The sequence below is a fragment of the Bradyrhizobium iriomotense genome (assembly GCF_018129405.1).
Lineage (GTDB): Bacteria > Pseudomonadota > Alphaproteobacteria > Rhizobiales > Xanthobacteraceae > Bradyrhizobium > Bradyrhizobium iriomotense_B.
The window spans coordinates 897,740-918,917 of record NZ_JAFCLP010000001.1; the positions used below are offsets into that span (position 1 = coordinate 897,740).

The 21,178-nt window shown below is 64.5% G+C and carries 19 protein-coding genes; 10 read left to right on the plus strand and 9 right to left on the minus strand.

Features of this window, described 5'->3' with window-relative positions; translation table 11 throughout:
* Positions 1 to 121 precede the first annotated feature (121 nt).
* From cyoD to JQ592_RS03860, 4 genes are read right to left on the minus strand one after another with little or no spacing between them, the layout of a single operon-like run.
* A complete protein-coding gene (gene cyoD / locus JQ592_RS03845) occupies positions 122 to 511 on the minus strand; it encodes a cytochrome o ubiquinol oxidase subunit IV (RefSeq protein ID WP_080139007.1) in 390 nt (129 codons plus the stop codon).
* Positions 508 to 1,149 carry a cytochrome (ubi)quinol oxidase subunit III gene (locus JQ592_RS03850; protein WP_211401574.1) on the minus strand — a complete coding sequence of 214 codons (642 nt, stop codon included), beginning with the start codon at positions 1,147 to 1,149 and terminating at the stop codon, positions 508 to 510. Before JQ592_RS03850 ends, cyoD begins: the two co-directional genes overlap by 4 nt.
* Positions 1,149 to 3,149 (minus strand): cytochrome o ubiquinol oxidase subunit I, encoded by a 2,001-nt coding sequence (gene cyoB / locus JQ592_RS03855; protein WP_211401575.1) that lies wholly within the window; start codon positions 3,147 to 3,149, stop codon positions 1,149 to 1,151. The genes JQ592_RS03850 and cyoB overlap by 1 nt, the downstream gene beginning before the upstream one ends.
* Entirely contained in the window at positions 3,139 to 3,945 is an 807-nt protein-coding gene (locus JQ592_RS03860; RefSeq protein WP_349630436.1) for a cytochrome ubiquinol oxidase subunit II, read from the minus strand. Before JQ592_RS03860 ends, cyoB begins: the two co-directional genes overlap by 11 nt.
* A 276-nt stretch (positions 3,946 to 4,221) precedes the next feature.
* On the opposite strand from JQ592_RS03860, the gene JQ592_RS03865 reads away from it, so the two are divergent.
* On the plus strand, positions 4,222 to 5,022 hold the full coding sequence (locus JQ592_RS03865; RefSeq protein WP_211401577.1) for an SDR family NAD(P)-dependent oxidoreductase: 801 nt from the start codon (positions 4,222 to 4,224) through the stop codon (positions 5,020 to 5,022).
* Positions 5,023 to 5,191: 169 nt separating this feature from the next.
* On the opposite strand, the gene JQ592_RS03870 is transcribed toward JQ592_RS03865, so the two are convergent.
* Positions 5,192 to 6,505 carry a PQQ-dependent sugar dehydrogenase gene (locus JQ592_RS03870; protein ID WP_246820154.1) on the minus strand — a complete coding sequence of 438 codons (1,314 nt, stop codon included), beginning with the start codon at positions 6,503 to 6,505 and terminating at the stop codon, positions 5,192 to 5,194.
* Positions 6,506 to 6,772: 267 nt separating this feature from the next.
* On the opposite strand from JQ592_RS03870, the gene JQ592_RS03875 reads away from it, so the two are divergent.
* The 4 genes from JQ592_RS03875 (at position 6,773) to JQ592_RS03890 (ending at position 10,482) form a co-directional block, all read left to right on the plus strand.
* The gene (locus tag JQ592_RS03875) at positions 6,773 to 7,963 is read left to right on the plus strand and encodes a urate hydroxylase PuuD (RefSeq protein WP_211401579.1); all 1,191 of its coding nucleotides are present in this window, start codon (positions 6,773 to 6,775) and stop codon (positions 7,961 to 7,963) included.
* 140 nt (positions 7,964 to 8,103) lie between these two features.
* Positions 8,104 to 8,961 carry a VOC family protein gene (locus JQ592_RS03880; protein WP_211401580.1) on the plus strand — a complete coding sequence of 286 codons (858 nt, stop codon included), beginning with the start codon at positions 8,104 to 8,106 and terminating at the stop codon, positions 8,959 to 8,961.
* A gap of 77 nt (positions 8,962 to 9,038) precedes the next feature.
* Entirely contained in the window at positions 9,039 to 9,314 is a 276-nt protein-coding gene (locus JQ592_RS03885; protein WP_211401581.1) for a hypothetical protein, read from the plus strand.
* Positions 9,315 to 9,519: 205 nt separating this feature from the next.
* On the plus strand, positions 9,520 to 10,482 hold the full coding sequence (locus JQ592_RS03890) for a lytic transglycosylase domain-containing protein (protein ID WP_211401582.1): 963 nt from the start codon (positions 9,520 to 9,522) through the stop codon (positions 10,480 to 10,482).
* Between the two features lie 50 nt (positions 10,483 to 10,532).
* On the opposite strand, the gene JQ592_RS03895 is transcribed toward JQ592_RS03890, so the two are convergent.
* Positions 10,533 to 11,603 (minus strand): DUF1236 domain-containing protein, encoded by a 1,071-nt coding sequence (locus tag JQ592_RS03895; RefSeq protein ID WP_211401583.1) that lies wholly within the window; start codon positions 11,601 to 11,603, stop codon positions 10,533 to 10,535.
* A gap of 97 nt (positions 11,604 to 11,700) precedes the next feature.
* Between JQ592_RS03895 and JQ592_RS03900 the strand changes: the two genes are divergently transcribed.
* Positions 11,701 to 12,162, plus strand: coding sequence for an NUDIX domain-containing protein (locus JQ592_RS03900; protein WP_211401762.1), 462 nt, complete (start codon positions 11,701 to 11,703; stop codon positions 12,160 to 12,162).
* Between the two features lie 23 nt (positions 12,163 to 12,185).
* Here the strand turns inward: JQ592_RS03900 and JQ592_RS03905 are convergent, their stop codons facing one another.
* The 3 genes from JQ592_RS03905 to JQ592_RS03915 form a co-directional block, all read right to left on the minus strand.
* Positions 12,186 to 12,569: a cupin domain-containing protein gene (locus JQ592_RS03905; protein ID WP_211401584.1), complete on the minus strand. Its 384-nt coding sequence runs from the start codon at positions 12,567 to 12,569 to the stop codon at positions 12,186 to 12,188.
* Positions 12,570 to 12,681: 112 nt separating this feature from the next.
* Positions 12,682 to 13,386 (minus strand): SDR family oxidoreductase, encoded by a 705-nt coding sequence (locus JQ592_RS03910; RefSeq protein ID WP_211401585.1) that lies wholly within the window; start codon positions 13,384 to 13,386, stop codon positions 12,682 to 12,684.
* Positions 13,387 to 13,425: 39 nt separating this feature from the next.
* Positions 13,426 to 15,225 carry a thiamine pyrophosphate-binding protein gene (locus JQ592_RS03915; protein WP_211401586.1) on the minus strand — a complete coding sequence of 600 codons (1,800 nt, stop codon included), beginning with the start codon at positions 15,223 to 15,225 and terminating at the stop codon, positions 13,426 to 13,428.
* Between the two features lie 213 nt (positions 15,226 to 15,438).
* Between JQ592_RS03915 and JQ592_RS03920 the strand changes: the two genes are divergently transcribed.
* The 4 genes from JQ592_RS03920 to JQ592_RS03935 all read left to right on the plus strand — a co-directional run bounded on the left by JQ592_RS03920 (position 15,439) and on the right by JQ592_RS03935 (position 21,177).
* Entirely contained in the window at positions 15,439 to 16,353 is a 915-nt protein-coding gene (locus tag JQ592_RS03920; protein ID WP_211401587.1) for an IclR family transcriptional regulator, read from the plus strand.
* 139 nt (positions 16,354 to 16,492) lie between these two features.
* A complete protein-coding gene (locus JQ592_RS03925) occupies positions 16,493 to 17,737 on the plus strand; it encodes an ABC transporter substrate-binding protein (RefSeq protein ID WP_211401588.1) in 1,245 nt (414 codons plus the stop codon).
* A gap of 27 nt (positions 17,738 to 17,764) precedes the next feature.
* Positions 17,765 to 18,640: a branched-chain amino acid ABC transporter permease gene (locus tag JQ592_RS03930; protein ID WP_211401589.1), complete on the plus strand. Its 876-nt coding sequence runs from the start codon at positions 17,765 to 17,767 to the stop codon at positions 18,638 to 18,640.
* Complete coding sequence (locus tag JQ592_RS03935; RefSeq protein WP_211401590.1) at positions 18,637 to 21,177, plus strand: branched-chain amino acid ABC transporter ATP-binding protein/permease; 2,541 nt, start codon at positions 18,637 to 18,639, stop codon at positions 21,175 to 21,177. The genes JQ592_RS03930 and JQ592_RS03935 overlap by 4 nt, the downstream gene beginning before the upstream one ends.
* The last annotated feature ends 1 nt before the right edge of the window (position 21,178 follow it).

Genomic DNA, 21,178 nt, shown 5'->3' on the forward strand with positions numbered 1-21,178 from the left:
CACGCGCTTTGCGCGAGCGTTTCCTTGGCAGACGATCCTCATCGGATTGTCTTTGCTCGGGCGTTTCCTCCCTAGACTTGGGCCGCTTGTCACAACAAGCGGCTCTTCTTTTTTGGGGGCCCTACGTCCGCATCCGCATGATCTGGTCCATCGGCGGCATGTTCCCGTTCAGATGCGACATGATCCAGACGGTGCCCCCGACCACCAGGAACACGACCAGCAGCCCGAAGGCCAGCGCCAGCACGTTGTTGGTGTTGTCAGGGCCCGTGGTGATGTGCAGGAAGAACACCAAGTGCACGCCCATTTGCGCGATCGCCAGCACGATCAGCGCGACCGGGATCGAAGGCTGCCAGACCAGATCGGTGCCGGCGATGAAGAACGACGTCGCCGTGAGCAGCAGCGCCAGAACGAGTCCGACGACGTAACCCAGGATCCGCTCACCGACGCTATGCTGCTCTTCCTCGCCCGGCGCGAGATCGTGCCCGGCCGGAATATGCGTCTGATCGCTCATGGGGCACCCCCAAGCAGGTAGACGACGGAGAAGACCCCGACCCAGATGATGTCGAGTGCGTGCCAGAACAGCGCAAAGCACATCATCCGCCGCAACACGTCGGCGCGAAAACCTTTCGCAAAGACCTGGGCCATCATGGTGAGAAGCCAGAGCACGCCGGCGGAGACGTGCAGGCCGTGGCAGCCGACCAGCGAGAAGAACGACGTCAGGAATGCACTGCGCGAGGGGCCATAGCCGCGCGCGACGAGGTCGGCGAACTCGCGGAACTCGATGACGAGGAAGATCAGGCCGAGCACGCAGGTCACGGCCATGCCGAGATAGAACCAGAACCGGTTGCGCACGTCGGCGGCAATGCTGGCCATGCCGCAGGTAAAACTCGACAGCAGCAGGCAGACCGTCTCGATCGCGACGTTCCGCTGCTCGAAGATCTCCGAGCCCTTGGGGCCATCCGCGGTCTGGCCGGACAGCACCGCATAGGCCGCAAAGAAGCAGGAGAACATCACGATGTCGGAGAGCAGGAAGACCCAGAAACCGTAGGCGGTGACGATCCGCTTCGACGCCGGCCCGGGATGCTCGATGACGATACCGATGTGATGGGGATCGGCGTGCGCATGGCCGACGGTTGCCGTCATCGACATCAGACCGCTCCCGCCATGCTGACGAGGCTGCGTCGCTCCTCGAGATTGACGCGGTCGATGCGGGCGACCTCATCGGCCGGAATGACGTATTCGTCATGGTCGCGCCAGGCGAACACGACGAAGGTGGCGAACGCGCCGATGCCGCCCACGATCACCATCCACCAGATATGCCAGATCAGCGCAAAGCCCATGATGGAGGCAAAGAACGCGCAGACGAACCCGGTCGGCGAATTCCGGGGCATCTCGATGTCACGATACTCGGGCTCTTCATGCTCGAACGATTGCTGCCGGGCATGGATCTTCATGTCCCAATAGGCGTCTTCGCCGCGGACATCCGGGTGGAAGGCGAAGTTGAACACCGGCGGCGGCGAGGACGTCGCCCATTCCAGCGAGCGACCGTCCCAGGGATCGCCAGTGCGGTCGCGTAGCGCCTCGCGATTGCGGATGCTGACCACGAGCTGCATGATCTGGCAGATCACTCCGATCGTCAGCACGGCCATGCCAACCGCCGCGACGATCATCCAGGGCCGCCAGGCCGCAACGTCGTAATGCTGCAGGCGCCTGGTCATGCCGAGCATGCCGGCGATGTAGAGCGGCATGAAGGTGACATAGAAGCCTGTGAAGGTGAACCAGAACGCGGCCTTGCCCCAGCGCTCGTCGAGACGGAAGCCGAACGCCTTCGGGAACCAGTATTCAAATCCGGCGAAGGCGCCGAACAGCACGCCGCCGATGATGACGTTGTGGAAGTGGGCGACCAGGAACATGCTGTTGTGAAGCATGAAGTCCGCCGGCGGCACCGCGACCAGCACGCCGGTCAAGCCGCCGATGATGAAGGTGACCATGAAGCCGACCGACCACAGCATCGGCGTCGCAAAGCGGATGCGGCCGCCATACATCGTGAACAGCCAGTTGTAGATCTTCACGCCGGTCGGTATCGCGATGATCATGCTGGCGATGCCGAAGATGGCATTCACGTCCGGTCCTGCGCCCATCGTGAAGAAATGGTGCAGCCAGACCATGAAGGAGATGACGCAGATCGCCATGGTCGCAAGCACCATCGAGCGGTAGCCGAACAGCGCCTTGCCGGAGAAGGTCGACACCACCTCGGAGAAGATGCCGAAGGCCGGCAGCACGAGGATGTAGACCTCCGGATGTCCCCAGGCCCAGATCAGGTTCATGAACATCATGACGTTGCCGCCGGCCTCGTTGGTGAAGAAGTGGAAGCCGAGATAGCGGTCGAGCAGCAGCATCGCGAGCGTCGCGGTGAGGATCGGAAACGCGGCGACGATCAAGAGGTTCGAGGCCAGCGTCGTCCAGCAGAACATCGGCATGCGCAGATAGTTCATGCCCCTGGTGCGCAGCTTCAGCACGGTAGTGACGAGATTGATGCCGGCGACCAGCGTTCCGACGCCGGAGATCTGCAGCGACCAGGCGTAATAGTCGACGCCGACGCCGGGTGAATAGGACAGCCCGGAGAGCGGCGGAAAGGCGAGCCAGCCGGTGCGCGCGAACTCGCCGACCACCAGCGAGATGTTGACCAGCAGCGCGCCGGTGGCGGTCAGCCAGAAGCCGACCGAATTGAGCGTCGGAAACGCGACGTCGCGGACGCCGAGTTGGAGCGGCACGACGAGGTTCATTAGCCCGATCACGAACGGCATCGCCACGAAGAAGATCATGATGGTGCCGTGGGCGGAAAAGATCTGGTTGTAGTGCTCCGGCGGCAGATAGCCCTGCGACTGGAAGGCGACCGCCTGCTGGATCCGCATCATGATGGCGTCGCTGCCGCCGCGCAGCAGCATCACGGAGGCCAGCAGGATGTACATGACGCCGATGCGCTTGTGATCGACGCTGGTGATCCATTCATGCCAGAGATAGGGCAGATGCCCCTTCACCACGACCCAGATCAGCACGGCGAGGATCGCGACCAACACCACCGCGCCCGCGACGAGCGGAATCGGCTGATCGAACGGAATGGCCGACCAATCGAGCTTACCGAGCATCGTGGCCTCCACTGTGCGGTCGGCCTGCCCCGGATGCGAGCTCCGGTCCAGGACCTGGCGGAATGTGCTGGGTTGCGATCAGATCGAACAGGCGCGGGTCTTCGAGACGGTAGGTCGGCCGGCCCTGCTCGATGCCTTGTTGCATCAGCTTCTTGTAGCTATCCTCATTCAGCACCGCATCGCTCTTCGCCGTGGTCGCGACCCAGTCGGGAAATGCCAGCGGCGAGATGACGTTGACGTCGAACATCATGTCAGGAAAGCCGTCGCCGGAGAAATGCGCGGATATTCCCTGCAGCTTGCCTTCGTTGTCGGCGCGCAGGTTCAATCGCGTCACCATGCCGTTCATGGTGTAGATCATGCTGCCGAGCTGCGGGATGAAGAAGGTGTTCATCACGCTCGACGAGGTCAGCTGGAAATTCAGCTCGGCGCCGGCCGGCACCGTCAGCGTGTTGACGGTCGCGATGCGCTGGTCTGGATAGATGAACAGCCATTTCCAGTCGAGCGAGACGGCCTGGATGCGAACCGGACTTCCGGTCCCCGGCACGGGCGCTGCGGGATCGAGCTGGTGCGAGCCGATCCAGGCGACACCGCCGAGCAGGATCACGGTCAGCGCCGGGATCGACCACACCACCATCTCGACGCGGCCGGAGTAGACGAAGTCAGGCTGGTAACGCGCTTTCGGATTCGAGGCGCGAAACCAGAACGCAAAGGCCAGAATCGCGAAAATGGTCGGCACCACGATCACGAGCATGATGAAGACGGAATCGACCAGGATGGTGCTGTTGGCCGCAGCCACGGGCCCTCGTGGGTCGAGCAGATTCATCGGCAAGCCACTGGCGATTGGGAAGCCCCGGGAGAGAGCCTAGCGCGGAAAAGGCTCCGCAACAAACGCCGCGACTTCGGAACGGTTCCTGAGCCGCAAGGGGCCGCCATGCCGATGAGCTGGCCGCAGCATGCAATTCCATGTGATGTCAATGACATGAACGCAGGACCCGCGCCCTTCTCTCTGGTCGGGTCGATTGCTAATCTGCACGAAAATAATGAGATGCACCGATCCCCGGAGTGAACTGACATGCGCATGAACGACAAGGTCGCCATCGTGGTCGGCGCCGGCCAGAGCCCCGGTGAAGGCATGGGCAACGGTCGTGCCACAGCGCTCACCTTCGCGCGCGAAGGTGCGAAGGTTCTGTGCGTCGACCATCATCTGGAGTCGGCGCAGGAAACGGTGGCGATGATCACCGCGAAAGGTGGCACCGCCGCAGCCTTTAAGGCCGATGTGACGAAGTCCGCCGACATCAAGGCAATGGTCAAGGACGCGCAAACGCGCTGGGGCCGGATCGACGTGCTGCACAACAATGTCGGTGTCAGCCTGTCCGGCGGGGATGCCGAATTGCTGCAACTGACCGAGGAGGCGTTCGACCGCGTCGTCGCCATCAATCTGAAGAGCTGCATCCTGGCGGCGAAGGAGGTGATCCCGATCATGCGCGCGCAAAGGAGCGGCGCCATCATCAACATTTCCTCGATGGCGGCGATCACGACGTATCCCTATGTCGCCTACAAGGCGACCAAATCGGCGATGATCGCCTTCACCGAACAGCTCGCCTACCAGAACGCCGAATACGGCATCCGCGCCAACGTCATCCTGCCCGGCCTGATGAACACGCCGATGGCGGTCGATACCCGCGCCCGCGAATGGCACAAGACCCGCGCCGAGGTCGAAGCCGAGCGCGACAGCAAGGTGCCGCTGCGCAGGAAGATGGGCACGGGCTGGGACGTCGCGAACGCCGCGCTGTTTCTGGCGTCGGATGAAGCGAACTTCATTACGGGCGTGACGCTGCCGGTGGATGGTGGGGCGAGTGTGAGACGGGGGTAGGCTCTCTTTTTTCCTTCTCCCCTTGTGGGAGAAGGTGGCGCGAAGCGCCGGATGAGGGGTTCTCTCCACTCACAAGGCTGCTCGTGGGGATAGAGACCCCTCACCCGGCTTCGCTGACGCGAAGCCACCCTCTCCCACAAGGGGACCCACAAGGGGAGAGGGTGCAGCGTCACTGCCGCGCGCTTGTCACCCGCCAGATCGTCCCGTTGCCATCCTCCGACACCAACAGCGATCCATCCTTCGCCACCGCCACGCCCACCGGTCTCCCCCATACCTCCGTGTCGCTCACGACAAAACCCGTGACGAAATCCTCATACTCGCCCGTCGGCTGGCCGTCCTTCATGCGGATGCGGATCACCTTGTAGCCGGTGCGCTTGGAGCGGTTCCAGGAGCCGTGCTCGGCGGCGAAGGCGTCACCCTGGTATTCGGATGGAAACTGCGTGCCCTGGTAGAAGGTCATGCCGAGCGAGGCCGAGTGCGGCTGGATCAGCACGTCGGGGACCGTCACCTTGTCCTTGAGGTCCGGCCGCGCGCCGGCATGGCGCGGGTCTTCATTGCCGCCGATATAGAACCACGGCCAGCCGTAGAACGCGCCCTCCTTCACGCTGGTCACGTAATCGGGCACGAGATCGTCGCCGAGGCCGTCGCGCTCGTTGGTCGAGCACCAGGGCGAACCGTTCTGCGGCTGGATCGCGAGGCCGACGCAGTTGCGGATGCCGGTGGCGTAGATCTTCCGCTCCTTGCCATCAGGCGTGAAGGCCAGCACCGCAGCGCGCTCGAGCTCGCTGGCCCACGTCGCGCCAAGCGGCTGCGTCTTTGACCACGCCTCCATCCCGCCCGGCGGCGTGCCCATGCCTTCGGCGACGTTGCTGAGCGAACCGACGGAGACCAGCATGCGCTTGCCATCCGGCGTGAAGACGATATCGCGGGTGGAATGGCCGCCGTCATGCGGCAGGCTCGCCACCATCGTCTCGGCCTTGCCGCGCGCCTTGAGGTCGCCGGCCTGATAGGGAAAGCGGACGACGCTGTCGGTGTTGGCGACATAGACCCATTGCGGATTGTCGCCATTTGGAAAGAAGGCGATGCCGAACGGCTGCTTCAAGCCGCTCGCAAACACCTCGTTGGTCGCGACCTTGCCGCCCTCCCCAGTGCGCAGCACGCGAATGGTGCCGGCCCGCGTTTCCGCGACGAAGACATCGCCGTTCGGCGCGACCCTGATGATGCGCGGCGCGCGCAAGCCTTCGGCGAACAGCTCGATCTTGAAGCCGGCCGGCACCTGGAGCGATGCCTGCGAAGGCCGCGGCACCACGCGCGAGAAGCTGGCAACCGACGGCGTCGCATTGGGCCTGGCGAGGTCCTGCGGCCGGATCACCCTGACCGCGCCGGGCTTGTCGGCCCGCCAATCGCCATAGGCATCCTTGCCCTGCAGCACCGGCTCGGCCTGCACGCCAGTCGCAAGAGCGACCAGCAACCCCGCGGACATCGCCACGGACAAATTCCTGCTTTTCACGTCGTCTTCCTCCCGGCCTGCATGTCGCAAACGTTCAACGTCAGTCGACCCGCAAACGCGTTCTGCGGCAGGTCAAACGCCTGCCGAATCCCACGTCAGCTCATGCCCGCACGATGTGCATCAGCCGCAGCCCATCATACTGGAAAATGCGGCTGATCGGTGCGACACATTGCAGGGGCGGCGACCGCCGGTTGCGGTCATCAAAGCTGCGGCATTGGTGTCGCGACTGATGGGGTGATCATGTGGGGATCCATCATATCGGAATGGGCGAGCCTGCTGCTCCGCTGGCTGCACGTGGTCGCCGCAATCGCCTGGATCGGCAGTTCCTTCTATTTCATCGCCCTCGACCTCAGCCTGAAGCCGAGAGATGACCTGCCTGACGGGGTGCACGGTGAAGCCTGGCAGGTCCATGGCGGCGGCTTCTACCGGATCATGAAATACCTGGTGGCGCCCAGCCAGATGCCCGACGAGCTGACCTGGTTCAAATGGGAAGCCTACACCACCTGGCTGTCCGGCTTCGCGCTGATGGTGGTGGTGTATTATCTCGAGGCCGATTTGTTCCTGGTCGACAAGTCGATCCTCGATCTCACGCCATTCCAGGCCGGGCTGTTCAGCTTCTGCAGCCTGGCGCTGGCGTGGCTGCTCTATGAGGCCGCCTGCCGCACCGGGCTCGCGCAGCGCGAGCTGCCCTTCGCCATCGGCGGCTATCTGTTCCTGGTCGCGCTCACCTATGCGTTCACCCATGTGCTGAGCGGCCGCGGCGCCTTCAACCAGATCGGCGCGATCATCGGCACCATCATGGTCGCCAATGTCTTCGCGCTGATCATCCCGAACCAGAAGAAGATCGTGGCGGCGCTGATCGCGGGGAAAGCGCCCGATCCGAAGCTCGGCAAGACCAGCAAGGAGCGCTCGGTCCACAACAACTACCTGACGCTCCCCGTGGTCGTGCTGATGATCAGCAATCACTATCCCCTGCTCTACGCCACACGCTTCAACTGGATCATCGTCGCGATCATCCTGGCACTGGGGCCGGTGATCCGCCATTTCTTCAACGAGCGCCATGCCGGGCGTCCATCGCCGTGGTGGGTGTGGGGTGTCGCCGCGACAGGCGTGATCGCGATCCTCTTCCTCTCCGCCGCCGGCCCGCGCGAGGTGAAGACAGGCGCATTGTCGACGCCGGTCACGGTCGCCAATGTCGAGGAGATCGTGATGTCCCGCTGCAGCATGTGCCATGCGGCGGAGCCGGTCTGGGCCGGCATCGTCACCGCGCCGAAGGGCATTTTGCTCGATGCGCCCGAGCACATCCAGCGCAACATCCGCCTGATCGGCCGTGTCGCTGCCTGGTCCAATGCGATGCCACCGGGCAACATCACCGAAATGACCAGCGAGGAGCGCGCCATGCTCGCCGCCTATATCGAGCAGGCCCGCTGACGCCATCGCGGAATGAAATTCCGCACCTCCCGCTGAATTGAAAATGACTTGAGCGCCCATCCGGCGTAGACAGGATCCGCGGCCGCTGACGCGGTCCAAGTCAGCCTGTATAAGTCAGTTTGCATTCGGGGATAAGAACAGTGGCCCTCAAGAACGTCATCGGTATCGACCACGCCGTCGTCATGGTGAAGGACCTGGACAAGGCCGCCGAAAACTATCGGCAGCTCGGCTTCACGGTCTCGCCGCGCGGCACCCACAGCGCGCATATGGGCACCGGCAACTACACCATCATGTTCGACCCCGACTATATGGAGCTGCTCGGCGTGCTCGTGGCGACCGAGCACAACGCGCCGGCCCGTGCCTTCGTCGACAAGCACGGCGAAGGCATCGAGCGCATCGCCTTCACTGCGGTCGACAGCGCCGCCGGCGCGGAGGAGATTCGCGCGCGAGGCCTGACGCCGATCGGCCCCACCGATTTCGAACGCCCTGTCACGCTGCCTGATGGTACGATCTCGGCGGCGAAATTCCGCACCTTCATGTGGCCGACCGCCGAGGCGCCCGGCGGCGTGCGCATTTTCGCCTGCCAGCACAAGACCCGCGAGACGGTGTGGATCCCCGAGCTCATGAAGCACGCCAATGCGGCCAGGCGGATCAAGCAGACGCTGATCGCAACGCCGGAGCCGGCGAAGGAGGCCGCACACCTCGCGCGCCTGATCGACCGCGAGCCGAAGATGGAGGCCGACGGCGCCGTGACCGTTCCCTCCGGCGGCGAGCGCGCCGACTTCGTCTATCTGACGCTGGACCAGCTCGGAAAGCGTTATCCCGGCGTGCCGCTCGCAGGCCTCTCCGAGCGCGGCGGCGCGGCCCTGGTGCTGGTCAGCGGCGATCTCGCGGCGACCGAGAAGGCGCTGGGATCGGCTGCAGTGCGGAGCGGGGCAGCGATCTGCGTGCCGCCGGCCAAGGCGAACGGCACCCTGCTCGCCTTCATTGCCGGCTGATTTGAACTAATTCTTTAACGCGTGTTTACCCCGCGGCTTTAGGATTCCCGGCAATCCAAGTCGCCGGGACCAGACTCATGTTCAAAGAGGGATCGCCGATCGCCTACGACGCGCCGGCCGAGCTGAAGAAGTGGCCGTCGCTGAAGGGCGAGAGACAGAAGGATCGGGGCCCGCCCTATCTCGTCTACAACGGCACGCTCGCCGACTGCGTCCGTGAGCTCATGGGCAAGCCGATCAAGGGCATCTCGCTCTACGACATCATGACGAAGCCGCAACCGGCCTTCGACCAGACCGTGCTGTCGCCCGGCGACGCCGCCGAGATCGCGATGCGCAAGGATTTTCCCAAGGCGTAAGCGCGGCAGTCTGCGCACACTACGCGTGACAGGCGCTGCGGTTCCCGTAGATCCGCGGCGCACGCCGTATGTTCAGCGGCGGGAACACCGTACTAACACCGGGCGCCCTTCGGAATCGCAGCTTCGCCGCAATTGCGGTCAAGAAGTCCTTGTCACCGGCGCAACGCGCTGGTCGTTTCCCCACAGTTCGAGGACTCTTACCGAGATGCGATTTCTCGTCGCGGCTTGCGCTGCGTTCCTGATTCTGATGTGCGACGTCGGCTCATCGCCCTCCTGGCAGGCACCAAGCTTCGACAACTCCACTCCGAAAAGCGATCGTGCCCCCTCGCTGGTTCCGCTGGTCGACCTCTTCCTCGCGAGCGTGCAGGCCATTGAGCTCGCGAACGCACGCGCGGCTTACGAGGAGACGATCGAGCCGGCACGCACGGTCGAAACCGTCGTGCAGGCCCCGGCTTCGCCAACCGAGCAATTCTGTCACGCGCTGAGGGAGGCGGCTGAGGCCAGCGGCATTCCCGTGCCGTTCTTCGCGCGCCTGCTCTGGCAGGAGAGCCGCTTTCGCTCCAACGAGGTCAGCTCAGCCGGCGCGCAGGGCGTCGCGCAGTTCATGCCGGAGACGGCCGCCGAAGTCGGGCTCGACGACCCCTTCGATCCCATGAAGGCCATGCCCGCGTCGGCAAAGTTCTTGCGCAAGCTCCGCGACGATTTCGGCAATCTCGGCCTTGCCGCGGCCGCCTACAACGCTGGGCCCGGCCGCATCCAGAAATGGCTTGCCAGGGAAAGCGAGCTGCCGCGCGAGACACGCGACTATGTCCGCATCATCACCGGCACCAGGGCTGAGGACTGGACCGAACGCTCGGAGGCCCTCGCAATCCGGATCGACCTGCCGCGCGAGGCGCCATGCGAAGGCATCGGCAGCCTGTCCAAGACGAACGATGTCGCCTGGGTGCCGGTGAACCTGACGCCGTCGGTCATCACCATCATGCGCAAGGCCGAGCAGCTGGCGGCGCGCCTCTCGGTGAACCGTGCGCGCAAGCGGTTCGCATCCCTGCTGCGGAAGAGCGTTTCGGTCCACGGCAAGGCGCGCAGCATGATTGCGACGCGCGCGGCCGGCAAGAGCGCCAAGGCCCGAGCCATCCGCCTTGCCGCGCGCGAACGATCTTCGGGCTGACGCACGGATTGGGAAGCCGCTCGATTGAGCGGCTTCCCAGTATTTTTGAACTAGTCGATCTCCTCGATCACGCGACGTTCGCGAGGCTCGATGACGTAAGTCCGCGTATCGCGATGGATGTAGCGATATTCCCGCAGGTCGGGCGCATCCCGATACACCGTGCTCGGGAATTCCTCGACCTCGACAGTCTCGGGGACGCGGTCACCGACATGGATCTCGGTGCGTGCCGTGCTGCCGGTGGTCCGCGCTTCACTCCGTCCCTCGGTGCGGGTCTTCGCATGCTTGCGGATCACCTCGCGATCGCGATCAGAGAACTTGCTGGCGCTGCGCTCGCGCGTGGTCGTCGTCGCGGTGGACTGCCCGGAATACGGCAGGACCGTCACGATCTTGTAGCTGGCGGGGTCGACCACGACGATCTGATCCTTCACCAGCGCGAAGCTGTAGCCGCGATATTGCGGCACGATCTCGACGACATCGGGCGGCAGCGTCGAGAGGTGTATATCACGCGGCACCACCGTGCCGACGTTCAGCGAGAAATTGACATTGGTCAGCGGCCGCACGTTCAGGTGCGAGATCGAGGCGCTGATCTTGGTTTCCTGCTGGCGGCTGAGATTGACGTCGGTCTGGGCGGCAGCCTGTGAGCCGGCTCCCGTCCGCTCGCCCTGGGCCTGATTGCTGGCCGGCGTATTCGGCGCCTGCTGAGCCTGATTGGTTCCGGTCCCGCTGGGCGCTTGCTGCGCCTGGTTGCTGTTGGACGGCGGCGGATTGGAGCGATCCTGCGCCTGGTTCGAGTTCGTCGCCGGTGGATTGGCGCTCTGCTGGGTTTGAGGCCGCGAAGACGTGTCCGTGCTGTTGGCAGCATTGGAGGTGCCGGAGCCGGCGTTGGCCCCTGACGGAGGTGTAGTGGTCTGCGTATTCTGCGCCACCGTCGGTGATTGCTGCGGTTGCGATGTAGGCTGCTGCGTATTGGCTGCTCCCGACGGCGAGGTGGTGGACGGCGCGGCGGAATTCGATTGGGATTGCGGCGTCTGCTCGGGCTTCGTGTTCGTACTCGGCGATTGCGCAACGGCGGCGCTTGCCAGCACCAGCCCTAGTGCGGTTGTTGCCAACAGTCGGATCATGCTTCTCTCCCTTTGTCCGGTTCAACTTTGGCTACTAACCGGCGCTGGGAAGCTCAGTTCCAGTTTTTCCCGCCACCAAGGCTGCAGGGAACTTGCGATGCCATCGAAGAGCGCCGGGATCATCGCCTATCGCAAGCGCTGGAATGTCGAGGTTCTGCTCGTTCATCCCGGAGGGCCGTTCTGGCGCAACAAGGATCTCGGCGCGTGGTCGATCCCGAAGGGAGAATACGCAGACGGAGAAGACGCAGAAATCGCCGCGCGGCGGGAGTTTGCCGAGGAGCTGGGACTTGAGGTGACGATGCCGCTGATCGCGCTTGGTCAGATCAGGCAGCGCGGCGGCAAGATCGTCACCGCGTTCGCGGCCGAGCTCGACCTCGACGCGGGCAGCATTCGCAGCAACACGTTCGAGATCGAATGGCCGCCGCGCAGCGGCAAGCGGCAGCACTTTCCGGAGATCGACCGCGCCGAATGGTTCACACTCGAAGAGGCGCACCAAAAGATCAACGCAGGGCAACGCCCGCTGCTCGAACGTCTCGCACAGCTGGCCCGTGGCAGGTAGGCGCGGCGTCGCGCACGCGCCGCTCACACCGGCTTGTCGTCGTCCGTCACCGGCGAGGTCACGACCAGGAACACGAGGTCGGTCAGGCCCGAATTCGAGATCGCATGCTCGACGCCCGGCGGCAGGAAGATCACGTCGTGCTTGCGCACGACATGGTTCTTGCCCGCAATCTCCATCAGCCCCTCGCCGTCGAGCACGTGATAGACCTGCTCCTGCACCTTGTGATGGTGCCGCGTGACATAGGCCATCGGCTGGTACATCGAGATGCGGTAGTCGATGCGACGTGAGCCCGCGGTCTCCGGCATCACCAGCGGTTTTGACAGCGCGCCGCCAAAATGGTTGGGGAATTCGCGCCAGGGCACCTCTGCGATGTTGCGAATGAAGGCGCCGCCAGTCTCCTCGGCCATGATCGTGCTCCCTAAAGCATGATCCGGAAAAGTGCGAAGCGGTTTTCCGAAAAGATCATGCGCAAACAACAGCCTAAAGCGCGATGACGATTCATCCAAATCTCATCGCGCTTTAGTTCACCAGCGCGCCACCGTCGATATAGACGATCGATCCCGTGGCAAATCCGTTGGTCATGAAGCTTCCGATCTGCCGGGCGATGTCCTCGGCGATGCCGACACGGCCGACCGGCAAGGCCGCCGCCGTCTTCGCCAGCATCTCCTTGCGCGCCGCCTCCGGCATCGCCGCGCGGATCGGCGTATCGATCACGCCGGGCGACACGGCATTCACGCGCACCGGCGCAAGCTCGAGTGCAAGCGCGCGGGCCAGCGATTCCAGCGCGCCATTGGCCGCACTGATGATCGCCGAGTTCGGCCGCGGCCGGACGCTGAGGAAGCCGGTGACCAGCGTCAGCGAGCCGCCCGGACGGATCTCGGCTTCGCGCGCCACGCGCCAGGCACCCCAGAATTTTCCTGCCATCGTCGCGCGCACATCCTCCATCGCAACCGTCTTGAACGGTCCGGTGCGAAGCTGCGCTGCGGTCAGCACGACGTGATCGACGGGGCCGGTGCGGCGGAACAGATCAGAGACGCTCTGGTCACTGGTGACGTCGGCGGGAATCGCCGTCACCTTCAATCGCTCAGCGACAGGATCGAGCTTGGCGGCACTGCGCGAGGCGATGACGACGTCCGCGCCCTCTCCCTTCGCAAGCTCTGCCGTGGCAAGGCCGATGCCTGAGGAGCCGCCGATCACGACGACCTTCTTGCCTGCGAGCGTCATTTCCTTCTCCCCGATATCTTGTTGTTTGGTGACGTGCGATCAGCCCGGCTGGAAGCGCGTGCCGATGCCGGCCTTGCTCTGGCCAAGGCCCGGCAATTCCCATACGCCGGCACCAGCCGGATTGACGTCGGCGGCGATGTCGACATCGATCAGATACGGCCTGTTGGCGGCGATGCCCTTGCGGATGGCTTCGCCGATGTCGCCGGCGCGATCGACCCGCACGCCCTCCACACCGCAGGCGCGCGCCATCGCCGCGAAATCGGGATTGTAGCGCTCGCCCGTTTCGGGGTGCTTGAAGTCGGTGGCGAGCTCACGGCCACCGAGATAACCGCGCTGAAGCCCACGGATCGACGCGTAGGCGTAATTGTTCCAGACCACCCAGACCACGGGCAGATTGTATTCGACCGCGGTGCCGAGCACGTTCGCGTGCATGAAGAAGGCACCGTCGCCGCACACGGACACGCAGGGCCGATCGGGCGCCGCGAACTTCGCGCCCATCACGCCGGCGACACCAAAGCCCATCGGGCCAAAGCCCATCGAGCCGATCAGCGAATCCGGCCGCTTCGGCTTGCAGAAGCCGAGCAGCCAGTTGTGGTGCACGCCGATGTCGGACACGAGGATCGCATCCTCCGGCAGCGCCTTGTCGATCTCGGCGGCGGCACGCTGCGGATTGATCGGCGTGGTGTCGTCGGAGAAGCCCGGCGCGACGAACTTGTCCCACTCCTTGCGATAGCCGTCGATCTGGGCCAGCCATTTCTTGCGCGCGTCAGATTTCTTGAAAAGATTGTCGCGGCGGTCGAGCTCGGCATGGACCTGGCGCAGGAAAGTGCGCACGTCGGCCATCAATCCGAGCGCGACGGGATAGTTGCGGCCGATCTCTTCGGGATCGATGTCGACATGGATCAGCCTGGTCGGAGGAATCGTGAAGGAATAGCCTGGAATCCACGAGCTCGAGGTGCGGTCGTCGAAACGGACGCCAAGCGCGAGCAGCACGTCGGCCTGACGTGTCGCGTGATTGGCCTGATAGTGCCCGGCGCGGGCGACGAGACCGAGTGCCAGCGGATGATTGACGTCGAGCGCACCGAGGCCGCTGGCCGACGCAGCAACCGGAATCTGAAGCCGTTCGGCCAGCTTGCGCAATTCATCCGCCGCGCCGCCATAACGCACGCCCTGCCCGACCAGCATCACCGGCCGCTCGGCCGACAGCAGCATGTCGACCGCCTTCTCCACACCTTCAGGATCGGCGCCGCAGCGACTGGAGATATTCGCGTTCCACTCGATCGCCTTCGGCGCCTCCTCGGCCGCAGACTCCATGAACACGTCGAAGGGCACGTCGACCACCACGGGCCCGGGTCGTCCAGTGATCATGGTCTTCCAGGCCTGCCGCACCGCGAGCGGCACCATCTCGCCGCGGGTCGGCTGAAACACCTTCTTGCAGATCGTGCGCACCGTGGAGGGGAAGTCGGCCTGATGGTGCCGGTACATCTCCTGGAACGCGCCGCGGTTGAACTGGCTGGTCGGCACGTTGCCGGTGATCGCCATGAACGGCACGGAATCGAGGAAGGCATTGGCGAGCGAGATCGGCAAGTTCGCCGAGCCCGGCCCGCAGGAGGTGAAGGTCGCCGTCGGCCTGCCGGAGACGCGGTAATAGACGTCGGCCATGAAGCCGGCGACGCTCTCGTGATGCACGGAGATGGTCTTGATCTCCTGGGAGCGTTCGTACAGCGCGTCGATGAACTGGATGTTGCCGTGGCCGCAGAGCCCGAACACCTGCGGCACCTTCTCCTGGATCAGATAGTCGACAATGACCTGGGCGCCATTGAGCACGTTTTTCGACATCAACCCGTCTCCCTCTCGGCCCGACGACTTCTTCTGCACCGATGCGGGGAACGCGGCCGGTCATCACGGGGCCGCGGGAGCCTATTTCTCATAATGCTGTACGTCAATTTATATTGTGATAGTCTGCACCCTGAGGAAACGCCGAGCTCCGCGCCGACGGTTGCGTGCTAGTGTCGCAACAACGGAGTCACGTCGATTCACGAGAAGGGGGCCTTGTCCTTGAGATCGCGCACCAAGCCCACGACCGAGAAGCCCGCAAGCCCGCGCAAGGGTGCGATTGCCAAGCTGGTCCCCGCTGCCAGCGCCGATGGCGACGTCGAGGCCGACGACAAGCAGCGCGGCGGCGGCGTCCAATCGCTCGGCCGCGCCTTCTCGATCCTCGAAGAGGTCGCGCGCCATCGCGAGGGCATTGGCCTGGCAGAACTCAGCAAGCTGGTCGGTCTGCACAACTCGACGACGTTTCATCTGGCAAAGACGCTGGTCTCGCTCGGCTATCTCCGCCAGGAAAAGGACAACAAGCGCTATCGCATCGGCCGTCCCCTGTTTGCACTCGCGGCAAGCGCGCTCGATGAGATCGAGATGGTCAATGTCGCAACGCCCGTGCTGGAGGAGCTGTCGCGCCAGACCAGCGAAAGCAGCCATTTTGCCGTGCGGATGGGCGATGCCGTCGTTGTCATCGCCCGCACCAGCGGCCCCGGCGCGTTCCAGCTCACCGACCGCGTCGGCGTCGTGCGCCCGGCTCACTGTACCGCGCTCGGCAAGATCATTCTGGCCTCGCTCCGCCCCGAGCAGCTCAAGCGATTTATCGATCGCGCGGAGCTGAAGCCGTCGACGCCAAAGTCCATCACCGATGCCGGCGTGCTTATGCGTGAGATCGCGGAGGTGCAGCGCACCGGCGTCGCCTTCGACGACGGCGAGTTCAACCCGGAAGTGCGCTGCGTTGCCGTGCCGGTCACCGACTTCACCGGACAGGTGATCGGCGCACTCGGCATTTCCGGTCCGATCTGGCGCCTCTCCAACCAGGCGCTGCACGCCGGCGCACAAATCGTGCAGGCCGCCGCCGACCGCCTGTCGGTCGAGTTCGGCGCCAAGGACCGCGCGCACAAGGCGTTCGCCCAAAAAGTCTGAACCGCACGCAAGTGGCGATTTTGCCGGTTGACACCGGCAATGGCGTTCGGGATTATCCTCCAGCATTAAAAAAATATCTCTCACATTATCGGATACCCGATTTTGAAGAGAGGCACGATGCACCCGGGAGGAGACCGACATGATCCGCTACCCGCGACGGACGTTGTTACGGGCGGGCGCCGCCTTCGTTGGCGCGTCCGCACTGGGATTTCCCGCAATCGTGAGGGCGCAGGCCGAGAAGATCCGGATCGGCCATCTGACGCCGCTCACCGGCTTTCTCGGCGTGATCGGCAGCTACGCGCAGCTCGGCGTGAAGCTCGCGGCGGAAGAGATCAACGCATCCGGCGGCATTCTGGGCAAGCCGATCGACCTGCTCTCGGAAGACTCGATCAATCCGGCGACGGCAGCCACCAAGGCGCAGCGCATGCTGGAGCAGGACGGCGCAGTGGTGCTGCTCGGCGAAATCTCCTCGGCCTCTTCGCTCACCATCATGCAGGTCGCCGAGCGCAACAAGAAGGTGTTCTTCTCGACCGGCGCGCGGTCGGACGCCCTGCGCGGCAAGAACTGCAACAAGTACTCGTTCCACTGCGACATCCCGAACACCGTGATGGTCAACGCGGTCGGCACCGCGCTGTCGCAGAAGGGCATGGTGAAGGGCAGGAAGTTCTTCACCCTCACCGCCGACTACATCTTCGGCCATGACCTGCTGAAGGCCGCGAAGGCCTTCTTCGGCACGCACGACGCCAACCTGATCGGCGACGAGCTGATCGCGACCGACGCCACCGATTTCAGCCCGTATCTGCTGAAAGTGCGGCAAGCGAAACCCGATGTGGTCTGCTGCAACCTCGCCGGCAACCAGGTGACCAATCTCGTCAAGCAATATGCCGAGTTCGGCCTGCCCTATCCGCTGGTCGGCTTCAATCTCAACACCGGCGATGCCTGGGCTGCGGGCGCGGGCAATCTCAGCGGCACCTGGCCGACGGTCTGGTATCACACGCTGGCCAATCCGACCTCGCAGGTCTTCGTCGCCGCGTTCAGCAAGAAATACGGCAAGCCACCGGAGAACCATGCCTGGATCGACTACGTCACGCTGAAGCTGCTGGCGGAGGCGATCAACACCACCAAGTCGACCGACAGCGGCGAGCTGATCGCCTATTTCGAGAAGCAGTCGCAGTTCGACATCGGCAAAGCGCGCAAGGCCTATTTCCGCGCCTGGGATCATCAGCTGGTGCAGGAGGCCTATCCCTTCACCGTCAGGCCGAAGGACCAGATGAAGGACCAGTGGGACATGCTGGTGCTTGGCGATGCCGTGCCGGCGGCGAACGATCCGCTCGAGACGATCTATCCGACCAGGGAACAGAATCCCTGCGAGATGAAGGCCTGACGTGCCCCCTCGCGGCAAGGACGCAACATGCAGTTCGAGTTCTTGCTGGAACAGGTGGTGAATGGCCTCGTGCTCGGCGGCTATTACCTGCTCATCGCGCTCGGGCTGTCGCTAATCTTCTCGGTCGGCGGCATCGTCAATCTCGCCCATGGCGCCTTCTATGCACTCGGTGCCTATGTCTGCGTCGAGCTGACCAAGCGCCTGGGCTTCGGCGCCTCCGTGGTGATCTCGCCCATCGCGGTCGCCCTGCTCGGTATCCTGTTTGAACGCTTCATCCTGCGCCGTTTCTACACGGCCGATCCGATCCTCAGCCTGCTCGTGACCTTCGGCCTCGCAATGATCGCAGAGCAGACGATCCGCATGATCTGGGGCGCAGCGCCTGTGTCGACCGAGATCCCGCAAAGCTTTCGCGGCTCGGTCATCGTCGGCGACTTCCTGTTCTCGCGCTATCGCCTGCTGATCCTCGCGGTGGTCGCGGCGATCCTGCTCGGCGTCTGGCTGCTGCTGCAAAAGACCTCGTTCGGCCGCGTGGTGCGCGCCGGCATCCAGCGGCCGGACATGGTCGCCGCGCTCGGCATCCGGCTCCAGCCTTACATGACTGCGATCGTCATGCTCGGCGTCGGCATGGCCGCACTCGGCGGCGCCTTCTTCGCGCCGATCACCACGGTGCATCCGGCGATGGGAGCCGAGATCATGACCATCGCCTTCGTCGTGGTCGTGATCGGAGGTCTCGGCAGCTTCTGGGGCGTGGTCATCTCGGCCCTGCTCGTCGGCGTGGTACGCGGCATCGCCATTCACTTCGAGCCTGCGGCCGGCGAAGCCTCGGTCTACATCCTGATGTTCCTGGTGCTGCTGGTGCGCCCGCGCGGCCTGCTCGGCGAGCGCATCGAGAAGTTCGAATGAGGGCCGCCTCCACGCCTGCGAAGCTGCAGCCGCTGCTGATCGCGGCCATTGCGGTCATCGCGCTGCCGTTCCTGCTGAAGGCGTTCGGCCTGTCGCTGAACACCGGCACCTGGATCGTCGGCCTCGCGATCGCGACCATGGGGCTCAACCTCTGCATCGGCTATACCGGCCTCGTCTCGTTCGGTCACAGCGCCTGGTTCGGCATCGGCGCCTACGCGGCCGGCCTGATCCAGCTGCGCTTCTTCCCCGGCGAGATCTGGCTGCCGCTGCTGGGATCGATTGTCGTCGTCGCGGTCGGCTCGACGGCGATCGGCATGCTGATCCTGCGCCGGCGGGGCGTCTATTTCTCGCTGCTGACGCTGGCTCTGGCAGCGCTGGTCTACACCACCGCGTTCCGCTGGACGAGCCTCACCGGCGGTGAAGATGGCCTCGGCGGATTGAAGCGCGGCGGCATCGGCCCCATCAGCTTCGACGGCGCGCTCAACTACTACGTCGTCGTCGCGGTGATCGGGCTCGCCGTGCTCTACGTGCTGATGCGCCTGGTTCGCTCGCCGTTCGGACATGTGCTGGTCGCGATCCGCGAGAACCAGCTGCGCGCGAGCTTTCAGGGCTATCCGGTCGAGCGCTACAAGCTCGCGGTGTTCGTGATCTCCGCCGTCGTCACCGGCCTTGCCGGTGCGCTGATCGGCTTCCTGAACTATCTCGTCTCCGCCGAAGCCGTCTCGGTGCCGTTTGCGGGCGAGCTTCTGGCGATGGTCGTCATCGGCGGCATGCGCAGCCTGCTGGGCCCCGCGCTCGGCGCGCTGTTCTTCATCCTGTTCCGCGAGCTGTTCTCGATCTGGACGTCGGACTGGCTGTTCTGGTTCGGTCTCACCTTCGTGGCCTTCGTGATGTATTCGCCCGGCGGCCTCGTCGGCATCGGCGCGCTGGTCATGCGGCGGCTTCGTCCTCCCGCGGAAGAAACGGCGGCGATGAGCCGCCGCAAGATCTATGACGGCCTGCCGCTGCCCGACTTCCTGCGGCCGGAAGCACTGCAAGGCACCGTGCTCGAGGTCAGCGGCGTCTCGCGAAAATTCGGCGGCATCCGCGCCGTCGAGAATGCCAGCATCAACGTTGCCGCCGGCGAGATACACGCGCTGATCGGGCCGAACGGCGCCGGCAAGACCACACTGTTCAACCTGGTCTCCGGCCTCTACGCGCCCGACCAGGGCACGATCCGCCTGCAGGGACGCGACATTTCCGGCGTGCCGGCGAATGCGATCTGCCACCAGGGGCTGGCGCGCTCGTTCCAGATCACCAATCTGTTTCGCGGCCTCACCATTTACGAGAACCTGCGCCTGTCGCTGCAGGCGCGGCGCGCCATGCGCTTCAATATCTGGAACGACATCGACGCCTACGAAGACATCCACGCCGAGACCGCGGCACTGGTCAAATTCCTCGGGCTCGAAGGCATCGAGGAGATCGAAGGGGGCGAGCTCTCCTATGGCGGGCAGCGGCTGGTCGATCTCGGCATCGCGCTCGGCAGTAAGCCGCAGGTGCTGCTGCTCGACGAGCCGCTGGCGGGCCTCGCCGCCGCCGAGCGCGAGCGCGTCTCCAACCTCGTCAAGAACATCGCGGCCAACATTCCCGTGCTGATCGTCGAGCACGACATCGACCGCGTACTCGGCTTCTCAGCTGTGGTCACCGTAATGAACCAGGGCGAGGTGCTGATGTCCGATTGCCCCAGGGCGGTGCGGGCCGACCTGCGCGTGCAGGAGATCTACACCGGCAAGGGCATTCCCGCTGTCGAGCATCGGCGCAGCGACGAAGAGGTCCGCAAGCGCGAGACCGTGCTGCGGCTCGATCGCGTCAACACCTTCTACGGCAAGAGCCACATCCTGAGCAACGCCGCGCTAGACGTGCGCGAGGGCGAGATCGTTGCGCTCCTGGGCCGCAACGGCGCCGGCAAGTCGACGCTGCTCAAATCCATCGCCGGCCTCGTGCCGGCCGCATCAGGCACCATCGACTATCGCGGCAGCGATATCGCCCACCTTCCCGCACCCGACATCGCCCGCCGCGGCGTCGGCTATGTGCCACAGGGCCGCGGCCTGTTCGCCGGCATGACCGTGCGCGAAAATCTCGCGCTCGGCCGCCTCGCCCGCAAGACCGACGGCAGCGACGGCGTGGTCTGGAACGAGGAGCAGATCCTGCATTATTTCCCGCGCCTGAAGGAGCGCATGAACGTCGCCGCCGACTATCTCTCCGGCGGCGAGCAGCAGATGGTGGCGGTTGCCCGCGCCATGTCCGGCAATGTGCGCCTCTTGCTGCTCGACGAGCCGTTCGAGGGCCTCGCACCGGCGGTGACGCTGGAGCTGTTCAGAGTGTTCGACCAGCTCCGCCGCCACATGTCGATCGTGATCGTCGAGCACAATCTCGATCTCGTGCTGGCGCTCGCCGACCGGGTCTTCGCGCTGGAGCGCGGCGCGGTGTTCCATCAGGGACCGGCCGCGCCGCTGCTGAACGATCTCGGCTATCGCAAGCAGATCCTGTGGTTGTAGC